Consider the following 16882-nt stretch of genomic DNA (forward strand, 5'->3'; position numbering starts at 1 on the left):
GGTGAGATACTGCCAGGGACTTCGTTTTGACGGCGGACATAGACCTCTCCGCCTGCGGGAACTGGAAACCCATTTGGTTTCCAGCCTTTCTCCGACAGACCTGAGGATGGGAAAACCAGACCCGGAAGTAGCTTTTACCGGTACCTTTGACGGCAACGGGCTTTACCGTTCATATTCGGGTTATAAAAAAGCTACGTCACGAATCAACAGAATCTTTTCAGATATACCTGGCAGAAAGTAAAAAATTATTTCAGTTGAATACCCCGCCAGCTTGTTACAGGGATGGAAAACTTATCCGGCAACCGTTAATGATAATATGTTTTATCAATTTCATTTTCTGGTTGTTAACTTCTGCTTAAACTAAACTGTTCAGGGTTATTGCTTTCTTTAACGGACTTTTGAGGGGGGGTGCGGGCATATCCTATTGTTTGCAACGAAATGCCAAAACAACTTTTATTTTGTGTGCGTAAAAAGATTAGTTGTTACCAATAATTTTCTTTCTTCAAATTATATTTCATATATTAGAACGATTTTCGGGTATCCGAAAATTATAAATAGTTCCCGGTACATTACAAGTATGTGGAAAAGATTAGTAAGCCGAAATAGATTATGCAACATAGTGAAAGGCTGAAAAAAAGGGGAAATCCGGAATGGGATTGGAATAGGGTTAGGAGATCTCCCCGGGCTTAACCAAAAAAAACACCATTTAAAGCCCTGGTGGAGTTCAAAACTGAATAGATATAACATTTTCAGGAAAAAGGAGGTGAAAACGAGAATTGGGGAAATAAGAATTGATGAACTATTAAACAGCAACTTAACTCATAAATTGCCTCTCACGAAATCTAAAAACTGATACTCCAAAATAAAAAATACGGGAATATGAACTTCAAAAGAAGGTTAACTGAAAAAGTCACAAAAGACACATCCTTGGCAACGTCCGGTTTAGATGTAAAGTCTCAAGTACCGTAAATTGTTTGGCCAAAAAGTTCCACACATTAAAAAATAAAAGGACAGACTTAAAAAATATGATATGGAATTTACAGCAAACTCACGACACTGCCATAGCTTATATTAAAAGAAGTTAACCAGGAGGTTTGAACTCTCGGGGTATATATGATAAAACTCGACACACAAAAAGCTGAGTTCAAAAGCAAGGAACATCTCTAAACTGAGTGCTGGCAAATCTACCACAGTTGACAACCATACGAGATCACAACTAAGAAAAAATGCAGGTATATAACACTTTAAGACAACAGGTTACAAATTCCGGGCTTTTGAACTCTCTCAGACCAACGGAAAGGAAGAGCAGGATAGGGACACCTCCTCCTAACTTTGAAAAACTCCCAAAGATTTCTGTCCTGTATTCCTTTTCCGTGAAAGGCGCAACGCTTGTATGTGAAAAGCAAACTGTGTCCAGAAATAGCCGTTTAATACGCAGATCACAGGAATTCTCTGCCACTGAATCCTATGCTATTGATTCCCATTCAACCGTATTAATTCCCGACTGTAAAATCTTTAGAAAGAACTGCAATCCTAATAATCCAAAATGGTGATGTAAAATGGAATACGAACTTGAAGAAGTCGAGCGAGATTACATCGAATTCAGAAAAGAAATCGGAGAGAATTGAAAAATATTTAATAAATGAGTGTTTGAATATAATTTCTTATCGTATAAATTTCTTTCTTAAAAGCAGGGACTAAGGCTTTTAAGAATATCACCATTTTGAGGAATTTTTAATATAATTTTAATGGGTTTACGTTTCAAGAGAGAGCTGATTAGCAGGCTTCTCTTTCGTTTTTCATTAATTTATTTCGTACTCAATTATTCAGTATCAATTTTACTTTTTTCAGTCATATTCCGACCTTTTTCATTTCAATTACATAGCCACCTTTCACATAACCATCACTTTCATACAGCTATCCTTATATGTCTTTCCCGCATAACTGAATGTAGTAATCGAAATATATTCGGTACTCAAAAAAGGGTTCGAGTTTTATGACAACGGAAAGAGATGAAGACTATCTGAAAATTATTTCATCAATAGTAGAAGAAAAAGGGTACGCTAAAGTTAAAGATGTAGCAAACGAGCTGGAACTCGGCCCTTCGACCGTGACCGGTATGTTCAAAAAACTGGATAAAGAAGGTTACATAAATTATGAAAAATATGGTGGAGTAACCCTTACCGAAAAAGGTATGGAAATCGCCAGAAAAACGAGGGAAAAATACAGTATGTTAAAAGATTTTCTCATGCATCTGGGGATTGATGAAAAGACCGCAGAAGAAGACGCGTGCAAAATTGAACATATCCTGAACCCAAAAACGGCGCAGGCATTAAAAAAATTCATAGAATTTACGGATAAAGAAGATGAATCAAGAATCTGGATCGAGCATTTCAGATATTTTGTCCAGACAGGGGAATATATAAGCTGCTCCCTTGAAAATAGGGATAAATGTCCAGTTCATGGTAAAGGAAACTGAGTGATTTCTGTCTGGAACTCAACTCATTTTAAAAAATAGTTAGACAGTTCCTACTAGAAGGAACTGCCATTTCTCTCTCTGGACCATTCCTGTGGATTATTCCTGTGGATTATATGTGCTTCTTACCTGTATGATTTAAAGAGTTTTTCTATTCCTGTATTCTATTCCGCTTATCTATTATTCTATTCTGCCTATTTATTCCGGCTTCTGTTCTGCTTTTATATTCAGGCTTTCTGCTCCCTTACCCTGTTCTCTGAAAAAAATAACTTACACTTTCCAGGCAAATACGATCCTTGACCCGTCTTTCATGTCAAGAGCCCGGAAGACTTCCAGCCCGTAACTGCCCAGCATCTCTATGTATTCGGAAAAGGGGACACTGTTTTCGAAACTGTATCCTGACCCTCCTTTTTTTACATCTTCAAAGGTCCAGAGGTTCCAGTCAAGGCTGAGAACTGGATTGGATTTCATTTTTTCATCAGGGACCTGCCGTGTTATAAAAACACCTCCAGGGTTAAGGGCTTCGGAAATCTTCGGGATGAGGGAAGGCACTTTTCCTCCGGGGTTAAAAGAAGAAAAGATAAGATCATACCCAATTCCGATTTCATCGGTAAAAAAGTCCCCGGGAATTATATCCACGTTTGAAGCTCCGTACTTCTCTATAAAATATTTAGTCTTTTGAGTAACCGGGGGAAGGTCGAAAACAAAAGCCTGAAGGCCTTCATTTAACTTTGAAAACACGATTGCATACAGCCCGTGCCCTCCTCCCAGGTCAAGCAGCCTTTTGACATTTGTAAAATCTACATTTTCCAGCACGACCCGGACCGTATCCTGAAGCAAACCGCATTGTGCGTTTTCGGCCATACAGTGGACGACCTCTCCGAAGAAATGCCCCTTTTCGACAATCTCAGGCCCCTTCTTCATAATCTCCGGAAGCCGGACCCAGAGTTCAGCATTCCTGAGCCTTTCGGCAAGATAATGTTGCTGGGAAAACGGGGAACTCCCCAGAAGATACGTTGCGCTCAATTCCGAGACCAGGTACACTGCCCCCTCTTTTTTTTCACCGGAATCGGGGTTCGAGGCCTTAGAGCCGGCTTCGGATTCGCCTTTTTCCTGCATCTGCGCTTTTTCGTCCTCATGTGCCCCTTCCTCAAACCTGTCAAGAAGCCCGAGGCTGTGCAGAGACTCGCAGAAGTGAGGCATAAGCACCGGATCACAGCCAAGCTTTTCAGCCAGGACCCCTGCTGGTAAAGGAACTTTAAGGGCTTCGAATACCCCAAGTTCAATCGCTGCCGCAATCAGCCTGAACTCCCTCAGACCCTGAATAGAAGAATCGACAAGCTTAAAAAATCGGTCTGGGTCTACATCAGGCTTTTCCAGTAAGTCGAAAAATGTTTCAGTTTCATTTTCGTTATTTTCCATACCATTTCTCCTATTTCCGGATATTTTTCCTATTCTCCTTATATTTCTCTATCATATTTTATACACATCTTTTTGATCCAACTTTATACACATCTTTCTGATCCGACAGGAAAAAATTTACTGTTTATAATGAAGTAAAAATAAGCCGGGTAAAATGAATTGAATGAAAATGGGAACTCAGGTGCAGGGTTACAAAATTCTCGTACCTGATCACTGCATGAAACCGACAATTTTTCCAGCCTCCATAATAGCAACTTCATCACTCATCCATTCAACTACCCGCAAATCGTGGGAAATGAAGAGAAAACTGATTTCGTACTCGGTTTGCAGTTTTTTTAGAAGAGAAAGGATCTGGGCCTGGACAAGCGGATCGAGCATGGAAGTGGGTTCATCCGCAACTATAAACTCGGGTTTCATGCCAAGGGCTCTGGCTATTGCAACCCTCTGGAGCTGGCCTCCGCTCAATTCCCCCGGATACCGAAAAAGCAGTTCCTCACTCAGGGAAACAGTCTCGATAAGCTCCTGCACTCTTCCCCTTTCTTCGTCCTTCTCGCAAAGCCTGTGAAGCCTCAGGGGTTCTGCAACGGCATCGTAGATCTTCATCCGCGGGTTCAGGCAGGATTCCGGGTTCTGGAAAATAATCTGCATTCTGGTCCCCAGACTTTTCAGGGCACTGCCTTTAAAGCCCGAGATATCCTGTCCTTCAAAAAGGACTCGCCCCGAAGTAGGTTCAAGCAGCCTTAAAACCGTTTTCCCGAGCGTAGATTTTCCGCAGCCGCTTTTTCCGACAAGCCCGAGAGTTTTCCCTCTTCCGATCTCAAAACTGACCCCGTCGACTGCCCTGTGAACCTCTTTTTTGAACAGCCCCGAATAATAGTACTTTCTCAGGCCCTCCACCTTCAACAATTCCATGCCCCCTCCTCCTCCACATACCCGGGAGCGGGGTGTACATTAAGGGTAGGCTGGGCCACAGTTTCCTTTCTCCTGCCCTTTTCGTAGAGAAAGCAGCGGGTAAAGTGCTCATCACAAAATCCCAGAAGTGCCGGATGGACCTGTGAACATGCCTTAAGTCGTAAATCGCAACGGGGATTGTACCTGCATCCCGAGGGAGGGGAAAGGGGACCAGGAGTTTGCCCCGAAACGGTTCTGAAACCCTTTCCGGGAAGCGAATGCAGCAGGTCAAAGGTATAAGGATGTTTAGGGTTAGAAATTACCTCGGCCGCCATTCCGGTTTCAACGATTTCCCCGGCATACATGACTGCAATTCTGTCCGCAAGCCTGCCGGCAAGTTCCAGGTCGTGGGTGATCAGGATCATGGAAGCATTTTCCCTGCGGACAAGCCCGGCAATCAGCTCCGCAATCTGTAACTTGGTATCCGTATCAAGCCCCTTTGTAGGTTCATCTGCTATCAGAAGCCCTGGCCTGAGGGCAAGCCCTATTGCAACCATGACCCTCTGCAGCATCCCGCCGCTGAACTGGTGAGGGTAATCATCCCCTCTCAAAGAGCTTATTCCCACAAGCTCAAGCATCTCTCCGGCTTTCTTTTCAGCTTCCTTTTTTCCCATGCTTTCATGGTAGCGGTAGATTTCTGCAATCTGCCTTCCCGTAGAAAGGACAGGGTTGAGACAGGCCGAAGGGTTCTGGAACATGATCCCGATTTCCTTCCCCCTGAAGAGCCTCATTTCTTTCTCGGGGAGAGAAAGGAGATCCGTACCCCTGTACACAATTTTTCCTTCTATTTTTGCGTTACCTGAGAGCAACCTCAAAATTGCCTTTCCAAGAGTGGTTTTTCCACAGCCTGTTTCCCCGATAAGCCCCAGAATTTCCCCTTCCCTTATCTCAAGGGAAATGCCCTCATTAACCATTACAGGGCCTTTTGAGGTTTTGAAAGTGACATTCAGGTCCTCTATAGAAAGAAGAGGAAAACTCACCTCGCCAGCACCTCCTGATCTGCAGGCTGCCCAAGGCTGTCCCTCAAACCGTCTCCTGCAAAATTGAATGCAAAGACCGTGAAGATGATCATCAGGCCCGGGAAAAACGTGAGATGTGGAGCTGTCTGGAGGTACGGTATCCCGGCTTTGAGCATGGAACCCCATTCCGGAACAGGAGGCTGGATTCCGAGTCCGAGAAAACTCAGGGCCGAAGCAAAGATAATAACATGCGCAATTTCAAGGGTTCCCAGCACGATTATGGATTCCATGCAGTTCGGGAGGATATGTTTTCGCATTATGTAGAAGCTTGAAGGCCTCAGAGCCCTTGCAGCCTCCACAAAAGCCCTTTTTCTGAGAGACAGCACCTGCCCGCGTACAAGCCTGGCGTAAGCAGGCCACTGGGTAAAAACAAGGGCAAGAACCACACTTGAAAAGCCAGGATCCAGCAAACCTGCAATCACGAGGGCAAGGATAATGTTGGGAAAAGCCATCACAATATCTACTCCTCTCATTATGGCTTCATCCAGAACGCCACCCGTGTACCCGGAAAGCAGCCCTATAGATGTGCCTGCAACGGATGTTACCGCAACTACAAGAAGTCCAATGCCCAGAGAAACGCGCGTGCCGTAGATAACCCTCGAAAAAATGCAGCGCCCCAATTCATCGGTTCCGAAAGGATATTCCAAAGTAGGAGAAAGAAGCCTGCTATCGAGCCTCTGGGTAAGGGGGTCGTGCGGAGCGAGTTTCGGGGCAAATAGTGCCAGCATACAGAGGACGGCGATAAGCAGGATACCTGAGACTGCAAGCCTGTTCTTCCTGAATTCCCCGAAACTCAACCTTTTTTCAGCCAGGTATGCCTTTTCAGTTCTCACGGTTCTTTCAATCAGGTCGGTCATATCTTATCCTCGGGTCAAGCACCGCATACAGAATATCGACTACAAGGCTGGAGAGGGAAAAGAGCACTGCAATAAAGAGGACACAACCCTGGACCATGGAAAAGTCCCTTGCAAAAATCGAGTCAACAAGAAGTTGTCCGATACCGGGCCAGGAAAAGATGCTTTCCACAATCACGGCTCCCCCCAGGAGGTAGCCAAACTGCATTCCTGCAAATGTAATAACCGGAAGTAAAGCGTTTTTCAGGGCGTGCCGGAAAAGGACGGTGCGCTCGTCAAAGCCCCTGGCCCGGGCAGCCACGATATATTCCTGCCCCAGTACTTCCAGAAGGCTTGCACGGGTGAGCCTTGCAGTAACCGCAGCCATTGAGCTGCCAAGGGTGAGAGCAGGAAGTACTAACTGTTTTGGGCTTCCATACCCGTAACTTGGGAAGAGGTGAAGGGTCAGGGCAAAAAGCCAGATCAGAAGAAGCCCGAGCCAGAAATTAGGGATAGAAACCCCTAGCAGAGAAACAAACATACAGCTGCTGTCAAGCAGGGTGTTTTTCCGGAGTGCACTTAGGATCCCCGCAGGCAGGGCTATAAGCAGGGAGATCAGCAGGCTGGCAATTGCAAGTTCCACAGTTACGGGCAGTTTCTGAAGGATTTCGGCAAGGACATCTTCGGAAGTCACAAGCGATTTTCCTAAGTCCAGCCGGAGCAGGTGGCCCATCCATACGAGGTATTGCATATACACGGGAGCATCAAGCCCTTCTGCCTCTCTCAGGGTTTCAATCTGGCTGGTGCTCAGGTCATCTCCGTACCTGGCAAGGGCTATAACCTCGGCAGGGTCGCCGGGGGCAAGGTACATCGCAGAAAAAGCTACAAGCGTAACTCCCGCGATTACGACGGAAACCATTGCCAGGCGTTTTGCTATGTACTTCCACATGGGCATCTTCCGGGCTTTGCACCTTACGTTCTTTCCAGGTAGACCCCTGAAAGGTTCAACCAGGGATCTTCAGAACTTATGACATACCCGTTTACCGCAGGGCCGGTTGCAACGACCTTTTCCTCATGTACAAGGTAAAAAGCCGGAACTTCTTCTATCACAAAGGCCTGCAGGGAATGATAGAGTTCTTCCTGCTCCTGCGGATCAAGGGTCATATCGGCTTCATCGACAAGCCGGTCGTAGGTCTCATTGTTGTAATGCGAATAGGGGCCTCCGGAATGGTGCACGAAGAAATGCCTCGGGTAGGGTCCCCAGACGAAATAACCGCTCCTGAGTATCATATCAAAGTCCCCTGCGCTTTCGAGTTTGCTTATGGCTCCGTCATCAAGCACCCGGATTTCCACATCCATTCCGACTTCCCGAAGAGCGCCCTGCACAACCTGAGCCATAGGGTTATGCCTGGATGCCCAGACCCCTTTACTTACAATAAGGGTCACATGCAGGGGTTCTCCGTCCTTTTCTGCAATCCCGTCTCCATCAGAATCTATCCATCCGGCTTCCTCAAGGAGAGCCTTTGCCTTATCAAGATCCGGGGAATATGTCTCAAGTTCAGGATCTGAGTACATCATTACAGGGGAATAGGGCCTTCCGCCTGCCGGTTCCCCGATGCCTTCGAGCACTTCGTTTACGAGAGTCTCGGTATCGATTGCATAGGCAACACTCTGGCGCACACTCGTATCATCGAAGGGGGACTTGTCGCAGTTGAACTGCAGGAAGTCCGTAAAGGTCGTAAGCTTCCTGTGGATCCGGATTCCCTCTTCGGCTTCGAGCCTTTCTACATCGTACTCGGGAACCTTGATGATCATGTCCACCTCCCCGGTCTCAAAGGCAATTACCCGCGTAGCTGCTTCAGGGATTACTTTGAAAGTAACCTTATCAAGCAGCGGCTTTTCTCCCCAATAAGCTTCGTTTTTTGTGAGCACTATTTCCTGGTCCTCTGCCTGCGATTCAAACTTGAACGGTCCGGTCCCGACGGGTTTGACAAAATTCCCTTCGGCATCAAGGCAGCCCGGACCCATTACAGGCCAGGCTATGTGGGTCAGATAAAAAGGCAGAGGCATGGGTTTTGCCAGGACGAATTGCACAGTATGGTCGTCAAGAGCTTCCACACTCTGGACCGGTCTTAAAACTGCCTGCCTTACATAGGACTGGTTGGAGTAAGAGAAAACAACCGAATCCGCATTAAAAGGAGTCCCGTCATGGAAAGTCACATTTTCACGCAGGTGGAAGATCCAGGTTTTGCCGCCATCTGGACTTTCCCAGGACTCTGAAAGCCCGGGGATAACGTTCAGATCCGAATCAAGCCGGACAAGGGTTTCATAGACCTGAGCCCAGACAAAACGTGCGTCTCCCGCTGCGAACATATCAAGGTACCAGCTGCTGACATCCGTACCTACGCCCACCACAAGATCCTGAGAACCTTCTCCGGACTCTGCACCTTCTGCAGTCCCTTCTGTTTCTTCATCTATACAGGCGCTTGCTCCGATTACAACAAGCAGCATAGAAATGATCAAAATAAATTTAAAACTCCGATTCATAGACAATCCTCAATTTTTGTGGGGAAAATCCAAAAAACCGGAGAAATTCGAGCCATTAAAAGGACTTCAGATGCCCCGGTTATCTGTGTTCAAGCCAAATGTTGCAGATCGTTTATTTCAACCCGCTAATTCCTATCATTTACCCTTCAATTAGTATTTTTCTAAAAAATTATAACATTTGATATGATAAAAAATTTATCATATAACAAGACCGGTAAACGCTGTTAACTGAAGGTGTTACACCAGGGAATATTGTGTTAATACAAGCTTCAATGGTCATCGGTAAAAAATTCTCATGCTTGAAGCTATCGATTTTTCATTAAAAGTTGCCTTAAATTTTGGCCTGTTTACATGAAATCGATGTCCTGTTCCATTTCACAGTTTATTAAAATATTTAAAAAACTGTTGTGAAAGATTGGGGCAACTTATCACGATTCCTCACTTAATCGAAGAAACATGGGAAAAAATTAAATTTGTATTTGGAAAGTAGCGCTGATAATAAGCAGCGCATTATATTCTTATTAAATAGTGTCAGGACATACCCTATTTTAGAAATTCGGTTAATTTATTGTTTATTCAGAAATTAGAGGAAAATTAGGACCATAATTTTCTAAAAAAGTTATACAACTACTTTTTTATCGGAACGGATAATAATTGTGAGCCAAAAAAAGAATTATATATTTTTTCATCTCAATTCTCATAAATATTGAATAGAGCTACATAGCCAGCTGCCCATGAATTTTTAGAAGTTATGAATTCGACTAAAAAAAATCAGAATCAAGAAAATCCAACTTTTGTAAAAAAATAGACAGTTGTTTCTTTGTAAGTTCTGAAAATCAGCAAAATATCAAACAAAATTGAGATGAGAGCCCAACATTCTGATTTTACATTCAGTCTGTTCCAGGGTTCGTTATATCAAGGAAGAATTTTCCGACTCGAGAAATATGTAATAATTTAATCATACAGTAATATCGTAGAACACGCCTCCTTAGGTTGTTTCTCATACTTTGCTAAATTTTTAAATTTTCAGCAAATACATGAAATTTACTTTTACCCGTACAATCAGAAGAGGATACAATTTTCAAATACATCTGCTAAAAAACATTTTGAAATAACCTATTAATTAATATCAATAGCAATATTTATATCATATTTGCTTACATTAAAAGTAATTAGTAATAAGAATTAATAATAAATATAATATTTTTAATAAATAATCCGCTCGTTATTTAATGGTGGTTAAAATATTGAGAAAATTGTTCGAAAAATTGAATAATAGTTAAATGAAAAAATTGAAGAATTTAGCCAAGTTGTCCGAAAATAGTAATCATATCCAGAATATCATGAAGTTAGTCAAACAAATGGTATACGTTAGAGGGACAGAAAAATGAATTTAAACACTCGCATTAAAAATTATTGGGAAGGCGAGGCACAAGGTTACAGCGAAGCAATTGAAGATGAGCTAAACGGATTTGAGAGAAAGGCATGGTCTGATTTGGTACTGGAATATGCCCCTTCCAGAGATTGTCTGGATATACTGGATATTGGTACAGGGCCGGGATTTTTTCCAATCGTCTTATCTCAGGACGGGCATAATGTTACCGGTATAGACTTAAGCGAAAATATGATCGAATTTGCACGTTTTAACCTTGCACGTGAAGGTGTTAATGCAAATTTGAGGACTATGGATTGTCAGAATTTGAAATTCCCGGATAATAGTTTTGATCTGTTAGTTTGCCGTAATCTCACGTGGACACTTGATGACCCCGCCGGAGCATATAAAGAATGGTACCGAGTCCTGAGACCGGGTGGGAGGATTCTTGTCTTCGACGCTTGCTGGTATCTGTACCGGTTTGATGAGAATCTGAAAATAGCCTATGAGAAAAAGGAAAAAGAAATTCTCATGAAATACGGGCACCCAATGCACCAGCACAAGAATCAAGCCGAAGATGATGCACTCAGCCGGAAGCTGTTTATGAGTGACAAAGCCAGACCGCAGTGGGATCTGGATATAATGCTTAACCTCGGATTTTCAAAGGTATTTGCGGATACCTCAGTAGGTGAACGGGTACTAAATGAAGAGCAGCAGGACAGAAACAGTATGCATCCTCCATTTTTGGTAGGAGGAGAAAAATAAAGGGATACCCCAGTTTGCTTTTCATGGCAAAACATTTACGACCTGTAAGGTTCCTGCGCGGATTCAAAAAAGATGTAGCAAGCAAAGTAACAGTTGGGCTTTTGCCAACAACGTGCGGTTTTTAAAAATGTCCGCATTGTATAAGTCGGCACCTCGACGAATAATAAAGCAGCTCGGCTTTTACAGGATCCTTATTGAACCACAGTTGTAAAAATAAGAGATGGTTCAAACGGTGAGTAACATCATAGGCCACTGGAGGGGAAGTAATGCTTAAAAACATAAGCGAACGGTTATTCACACTAATTCCTGTACTGCTGGTTGTTTCATTAATAACTTTTCTCCTTGGCAGCATGTCTTCCGGCGACACTGCACGTACGCTAGCTGAGAAGAAATATGACAGGCCAACATATGAGCAGATTGAGGAAGTACGAGTCGAAATGGGATTTGACAGGCCGGTGCTCGTCCGATACGTCAGCTGGCTTAAAGATGCGTTGAGGGGTGATTTGGGCTTTTCTTATTCAACTGACAGGCCGGTAGTAGAGGAGATCGTTCGATATTTTCCTAAAACATTACAGCTGGCACTTCTCGCACTATTGTTTTTAATTATAATTTCATTTACTCTCGGGATTTTATCAGCGGTGTTTTCCGGTTCGTGGATCGACAAGGTTTCCATGATATACTGTTTTTGGAGTGTATCGATGCCCGAATTCTGGTTGGGACTAATTTTACTGTATATTTTCGGCGCCCGGCTCGGACTAATATCGGTGCTTGGTGGAAGTTCGATGAAATTTCCAATAATACCTGCTCTTACAATGTCTATATGCAGTGGGGGGATTTATGTCCGACTTATTCGTACAAATATGGAGGAAGTACTGAACAAAAGATATATCCGTGCAGCCAGGGCAAAAGGCGTTAGCGAATATAAAATTATAACAAAACATGCTCTAAAAAACGCAACGCTACCTGTAATCAACAAGCTTGGAATCGGATTCGGCTCTTTGTTAGCCGGATCTGCCATTATTGAATCGATATTTTCATGGAACGGACTTGGAAACCTGGCACTCGAATCGGTCAAACTCAAAGACTACCCGGTAGTCCAGGGATATGTGCTGTTTATGGCTGTTTTGATGGTGCTAATTAACCTGGCGGTAGATATTGTATGCGGCATCATTGATCCGCGCCTTAGATATGAATGAGAGGAACAAAGGATGCAGGTCAAGACTCAAGCAATAAAGAGATCGAATGCATGGTTTCGTTCGTCCGATGGCATTAAAAATCTTATACTTACGCAAAAAGCAGCAGTTTTCGGTCTTTTAATAGTTGCTTTGATTATCTTCGTTGCCATAGCTGCATCCGTAATCGCGCCAAATGACCCTCTTAAGGTAAATATGTCAATGCGTTTCAAAGGTCCAGGCTCGTTATATTGGCTTGGCACCGACAATCTGGGGCGATGCATTGCATCCCGTCTGATTTGGGGCGCCCGGATGTCACTGATATATAGCCTGTGCGTGCTGGGCCTTATGATGGCAATTAGTACTCCGATAGGGCTCCTTTCCGGGTATGCAGGCGGTCGCATGGACACGGTTATTATGCGGGTTACCGACATATTTCTATCACTTCCGACTTTTCTGATAGCATTAGCCATCGCCGGTATGCTGGGACCCAGTGTGAAAAATATGATTATCGCCATGGCCAGTGTGTGGTGGGCACCTTATGCAAGAATAATACGTGGTATGGCGATGCAGATAAAGCAGCAGGATTTTATGCTTGCAGCAAAAGCAGCCGCCTGTACTCACAGCCAGATTATTTTTCGGCATATACTTCGCAATATCGCCTCCCCGATTATTGTGATGGCCACACTTGAAATCGGTTCGATTATACTGGCTATCGCGTCGTTTTCTTTTATTGGCCTGGGTGCACAGCCGCCTACGCCCGAGTGGGGTATTATGCTCAGCGACAGCAAAGAATTTATGCAGACACAGCCGCAGTTGATGATTTATCCGGGGATTGCAATTCTCTTTACAGTCATGGCATTTAATTTTCTGGGGGAAGGACTGAAAAATGCAATACAGGACTGAACAGGGAGCTCAGGGTGAAAACGCGGCATTAGATATCCGGGGCCTTTCTCTAGACTACGTTATGCCGGATCAAAACATCCACGCCGTGGTAGACTTGAACCTCGTTGCAAGAATGGGAAAAATCACCGCACTCGTTGGGGAAAGCGGCAGTGGAAAATCCACTGTCGCACTTGCGGTAATGGGTATTCAGGATAAAAATGCTGTCATTTCAAGTGGTGAGATTTACTTGGCAGGGACGGATGTGCTCTCTATACCTAGAAAAGATATGCGGTCTTACATATCGAACTATGCCGGCATTATTTTTCAGGATCCGATTGATTCACTGAATCCGTTATTAACTATTGGAGAGCAGCTGGTTGAGACGATCCTTATACATAAAAAAATAACAAAAAAGCAAGCTCGTGCCATTGCACTTAACCAACTTCTGGCGGTCAGCCTGCCGCAGCCGGAAGAATTGATGAAAAAATACCCTTTTATGCTGAGCGGAGGGATGTGTCAACGAGTTATGATTGCCATCGCCAGTGTTTTCCACCCACCGCTTCTCATTGCAGATGAACCAACGACCGCTCTTGATGTAACGGTTCAGGCTCAAATCCTGCATCAACTGGATTCGATGAAAAAGAGAGACGGAACTGCAATTCTACTTATCACGCACGACCTGGGAGTCGTCGCAGAAATAGCAGACGAGGTGTGTATCATGAAAGACGGACATATTGTGGAAAGAGGCACTGTAGACGACATATTCTATAATCCGCAAAATATGTATACACGCAAATTACTGGCGGCGGCGCTCTAAGAGGTTTGGCCATGGAAGTATTGGTGGAAACCCAAAACATACGAAAATGCTACGAAAAACAAAGTTTGTTTATGAAAAAGCGAGAGCAGGTGTCTGCCGTAAACGGTGTGTCTCTCAAAATACAGAGGGGATGTTCGGTAGGCCTTATCGGGGAAAGCGGAAGTGGAAAAAGCACACTTGGTAGGATGATGGCCGGACTGGAAACGCCGACGGAAGGACATGTACTTTTCCGGGGACGGTCAATATCAAATATTTCCCTTAGAAAAATGCGTCCACTACGACGTAATATCCAGATGATCTTTCAAAATAGCAACAGCGTTTTTGATACTTCCTATACCGTAGGCGAAAGTATTGCCGAGGTCATTAAAAACAGCGAGCGAGTATCAAAAACAGAATGCTTAGAAAAAATTGAGACAATATTGGAACAGGTGGGGCTGGACGCCTTATACGCGCAGCGAAATCCAAAGGAGTTGAGCGGAGGACAGCGCCAGCGTGCCAATATTGCACGCGCACTTGTTCTTCACCCGGAGTTTGTTGTTTGCGACGAACCCGTTTCCAGCCTTGATTATTCATTGCGCAAACAAATTCTGACTTTACTTAATGATTTACGAAATAAATTTGGTTTAACCTACCTGTTTATCACCCACGACCTTAACTGCGTGCCTTATGTCTGCGATATGATGGTCATTATGTATGCGGGTAAGATAATGGAGCAAATCGATTTAAAGAAAAAATCGATGCAAGATGCACTTCACCCGTACACCAGCCTGCTGCTTTCGTGTATACCGGCAAAGGTGCCTTCGGAAAGAAAAAAATGCACGATGGAGAGCATAATCGATACAACAGTTATACCGGATTCAAGACACTGTTGTCGGTTCTTTCCACGCTGTCCTTACTGTACGGAACGTTGCAGAAATGAAGAGCCATTGCTAAAAGAGGTCGCAAGCGGTCATTTTGTAGCATGTCACATCGTATAAACCATTATGAAAAAGGAGAAGGAAAAATGAAGAAAAAATATATCTGGGCAATTATCGTGTCAGCACTCTCACTGGTGCTGTTACTGAGCGGATGCATCTCAAATCAAGCGTCAAACAATGCGCCGAAAGACACGTCTGTTTCTTCAGCTACTCCTGCCACAGCTGTCAGTAATCAGACCGATTCCATTACAATTATGGTTTCCGGTAAGCTGAATCCGGAAGATGCCAGTCCGCTAGAATCCAGCACGGAAATGTGCCTTTATGAAATGGTATACGAACCACTGGTCAAATACGGAAATGGCGGTGTGATTGAGCCGGAGCTTGCAGAGAGCTGGAATATCAGCGATGATGGAACACAGTATACTTTCTACTTGCGTAAAGATGTCAAATTTTCCGATGGTACCGGTTTTAACGCAGACAGTGTGGTAAGCAGTGCAAAGCGCTGGGACCCCACAAGATTTTCCACACCGCTTACAAACGTGGAGAAATTAGACGACTACACTGTCAGGCTGACATTTAAGGAAAACAGCTACCCCGTATTAATCGAACTGACTTATCCCCGGCCTTTCCGCATCGCATCTGAGAATTCGTTTGATGCAAACGGCAACTTTATAAAAATGATCGGTACGGGAGAGTGGATGGTGGAGAGTTATGTCCCCGAAGAAGAAGTGGTCATGGTGCCCAACCCGTATTACTACGGAACGAAACCGGATATTAAAAAGATAACCATCAGAAAAGTTACTGACGGCGAATCAAGAATTATGGCACTTCAGGCCGGAGAAGCTGACCTTTCTCTTGCCGATTTGCCCGCAGAAAGCAAATCAATCATCGAGTCCTCAAAAAATCTTGCCGTTGAAACTGCTGAAGGGACCATGGGATTTTTCCTCATGCTAAATCAGGAAAATGAAGCTCTGCAGGATAAAAATGTTCGTCTTGCGTTAAATTACGCAATAGACAAAGACAGTATCGTGGAAAATATACTTGGAGGTGACGGAGTTGCCGCAAAAGGCATTTTACCTGAGACGGTACCGTATGTTACTGAAGAAAACAGCGAGGGTTACTCCTATAAGCCGGAAAAAGCCAGAGAACTGCTGGCCGAATCGGGATATACGGACAGTAATGGGGACGGCATTGTTGAAAAAGACGGGGTATCGCTGTCTCTCAAGCTTGTTTTCCAATCTGAGGAATATGCAAGCTGGAAATCTATGTGCGAATACCTGCAGGCAGCTGCCAGAGAGGTAGGAATTGATATCCAGCTTGAACAACGGGACACTTCGGCCTACTATGACGCGATCTGGAAAAACCGGGATTTTGACATGATTATTTACCGCACATATGAAGATTCATGGAATCCGCACGGCTTTTTGCGTTCCATGTTTTATCAGGCCGAGGGCAGCACTTCCGTGTGCTGGTATGACCCGCAGCTAAATAAATATCTTGGCGAGGTCATTAAAACACAGGATGAGACAACACGTCAGGCAAAGTATGATCAGATATTTAAGCTGATCAGCGACGAAGCGTTTGTTGTTCCTCTGTGCTATCCCGATAAACAGTATGCATATAATGCCCGCTTGCAAAACGTGACAGTTGCACCGACGAACTATGAAGGCATAGAGTGGCAGATGCTCACTATAGCAAAGTAAGAG

The 16882-nt window shown here is 44.2% G+C and carries 14 protein-coding genes; 8 read left to right on the forward strand and 6 right to left on the reverse strand.

Annotated features, from left to right (window positions below; translation table 11 throughout):
- Position 1 precedes the first annotated feature (1 nt).
- The gene (locus tag ACSAZL_RS12890) at positions 2-241 is read left to right on the forward strand and encodes a hypothetical protein (protein ID WP_440945047.1); all 240 of its coding nucleotides are present in this window, start codon (positions 2-4) and stop codon (positions 239-241) included.
- A 1755-nt stretch (positions 242-1996) separates the two neighbouring features.
- Positions 1997-2479 carry a metal-dependent transcriptional regulator gene (locus tag ACSAZL_RS12895; RefSeq protein WP_440945048.1) on the forward strand — a complete coding sequence of 161 codons (483 nt, stop codon included), beginning with the start codon at positions 1997-1999 and terminating at the stop codon, positions 2477-2479.
- Positions 2480-2746: 267 nt separating this feature from the next.
- Here ACSAZL_RS12895 and ACSAZL_RS12900 read toward each other — a convergent pair whose 3' ends face one another.
- The 6 genes from ACSAZL_RS12900 to ACSAZL_RS12925 form a co-directional block, all read right to left on the reverse strand.
- Positions 2747-3898 (reverse strand): methyltransferase, encoded by a 1152-nt coding sequence (locus ACSAZL_RS12900; RefSeq protein WP_440945049.1) that lies wholly within the window; start codon positions 3896-3898, stop codon positions 2747-2749.
- 210 nt (positions 3899-4108) lie between these two features.
- Complete coding sequence (locus ACSAZL_RS12905) at positions 4109-4810, reverse strand: ATP-binding cassette domain-containing protein (RefSeq protein ID WP_440945050.1); 702 nt, start codon at positions 4808-4810, stop codon at positions 4109-4111.
- Positions 4798-5829, reverse strand: a complete 1032-nt coding sequence (locus tag ACSAZL_RS12910; protein ID WP_440945051.1) for an ABC transporter ATP-binding protein — start codon at positions 5827-5829, stop codon at positions 4798-4800. The genes ACSAZL_RS12905 and ACSAZL_RS12910 overlap by 13 nt, the downstream gene beginning before the upstream one ends.
- Entirely contained in the window at positions 5826-6725 is a 900-nt protein-coding gene (gene nikC / locus ACSAZL_RS12915) for a nickel ABC transporter permease subunit NikC (protein WP_440945052.1), read from the reverse strand. Before nikC (ACSAZL_RS12915) ends, ACSAZL_RS12910 begins: the two co-directional genes overlap by 4 nt.
- Positions 6709-7650: a nickel ABC transporter permease gene (gene nikB, locus ACSAZL_RS12920; RefSeq protein WP_440945053.1), complete on the reverse strand. Its 942-nt coding sequence runs from the start codon at positions 7648-7650 to the stop codon at positions 6709-6711. The genes nikC (ACSAZL_RS12915) and nikB (ACSAZL_RS12920) overlap by 17 nt, the downstream gene beginning before the upstream one ends.
- Positions 7651-7673: 23 nt before the next feature.
- A complete protein-coding gene (locus ACSAZL_RS12925) occupies positions 7674-9224 on the reverse strand; it encodes an ABC transporter substrate-binding protein (RefSeq protein ID WP_440945054.1) in 1551 nt (516 codons plus the stop codon).
- Between the two features lie 1411 nt (positions 9225-10635).
- Here ACSAZL_RS12925 and ACSAZL_RS12930 point away from each other — a divergent pair.
- The 6 genes from ACSAZL_RS12930 (at position 10636) to ACSAZL_RS12955 (ending at position 16879) form a co-directional block, all read left to right on the forward strand.
- A complete protein-coding gene (locus ACSAZL_RS12930) occupies positions 10636-11385 on the forward strand; it encodes a class I SAM-dependent methyltransferase (protein ID WP_440945055.1) in 750 nt (249 codons plus the stop codon).
- A 266-nt stretch (positions 11386-11651) separates the two neighbouring features.
- A complete protein-coding gene (gene nikB / locus ACSAZL_RS12935; RefSeq protein ID WP_440945056.1) occupies positions 11652-12581 on the forward strand; it encodes a nickel ABC transporter permease in 930 nt (309 codons plus the stop codon).
- Between the two features lie 12 nt (positions 12582-12593).
- Complete coding sequence (gene nikC / locus ACSAZL_RS12940) at positions 12594-13463, forward strand: nickel ABC transporter permease subunit NikC (protein WP_440945057.1); 870 nt, start codon at positions 12594-12596, stop codon at positions 13461-13463.
- On the forward strand, positions 13447-14259 hold the full coding sequence (gene nikD, locus ACSAZL_RS12945) for a nickel import ATP-binding protein NikD (RefSeq protein WP_440945058.1): 813 nt from the start codon (positions 13447-13449) through the stop codon (positions 14257-14259). Before nikC (ACSAZL_RS12940) ends, nikD begins: the two co-directional genes overlap by 17 nt.
- Before the next feature lie 11 nt (positions 14260-14270).
- On the forward strand, positions 14271-15236 hold the full coding sequence (locus ACSAZL_RS12950; RefSeq protein WP_440945059.1) for an ABC transporter ATP-binding protein: 966 nt from the start codon (positions 14271-14273) through the stop codon (positions 15234-15236).
- Between the two features lie 26 nt (positions 15237-15262).
- Positions 15263-16879: a nickel ABC transporter substrate-binding protein gene (locus ACSAZL_RS12955; protein WP_440945060.1), complete on the forward strand. Its 1617-nt coding sequence runs from the start codon at positions 15263-15265 to the stop codon at positions 16877-16879.
- Positions 16880-16882 lie beyond the last annotated feature (3 nt).

This window comes from Methanosarcina mangrovi (assembly GCF_052057765.1).
Lineage (GTDB): Archaea > Halobacteriota > Methanosarcinia > Methanosarcinales > Methanosarcinaceae > Methanosarcina.

What these genes read in the sequence shown, in the direction of transcription:
- ACSAZL_RS12900 (WP_440945049.1), bottom strand. Translation starts at nt 3,898, where the DNA reads ATGGAAAATAACGAAAATGAAACTGAAACATTTTTCGACTTACTGGAA.
- ACSAZL_RS12950 (WP_440945059.1), top strand. Translation starts at nt 14,271, where the DNA reads ATGGAAGTATTGGTGGAAACCCAAAACATACGAAAATGCTACGAAAAA.
- nikB (WP_440945053.1), bottom strand. Translation starts at nt 7,650, where the DNA reads ATGTGGAAGTACATAGCAAAACGCCTGGCAATGGTTTCCGTCGTAATC.
- nikB (WP_440945056.1), top strand. Translation starts at nt 11,652, where the DNA reads ATGCTTAAAAACATAAGCGAACGGTTATTCACACTAATTCCTGTACTG.
- nikD (WP_440945058.1), top strand. Translation starts at nt 13,447, where the DNA reads ATGCAATACAGGACTGAACAGGGAGCTCAGGGTGAAAACGCGGCATTA.
- ACSAZL_RS12895 (WP_440945048.1), top strand. Translation starts at nt 1,997, where the DNA reads ATGACAACGGAAAGAGATGAAGACTATCTGAAAATTATTTCATCAATA.
- ACSAZL_RS12905 (WP_440945050.1), bottom strand. Translation starts at nt 4,810, where the DNA reads ATGGAATTGTTGAAGGTGGAGGGCCTGAGAAAGTACTATTATTCGGGG.
- ACSAZL_RS12930 (WP_440945055.1), top strand. Translation starts at nt 10,636, where the DNA reads ATGAATTTAAACACTCGCATTAAAAATTATTGGGAAGGCGAGGCACAA.
- ACSAZL_RS12955 (WP_440945060.1), top strand. Translation starts at nt 15,263, where the DNA reads ATGAAGAAAAAATATATCTGGGCAATTATCGTGTCAGCACTCTCACTG.
- nikC (WP_440945057.1), top strand. Translation starts at nt 12,594, where the DNA reads ATGCAGGTCAAGACTCAAGCAATAAAGAGATCGAATGCATGGTTTCGT.
- nikC (WP_440945052.1), bottom strand. Translation starts at nt 6,725, where the DNA reads ATGACCGACCTGATTGAAAGAACCGTGAGAACTGAAAAGGCATACCTG.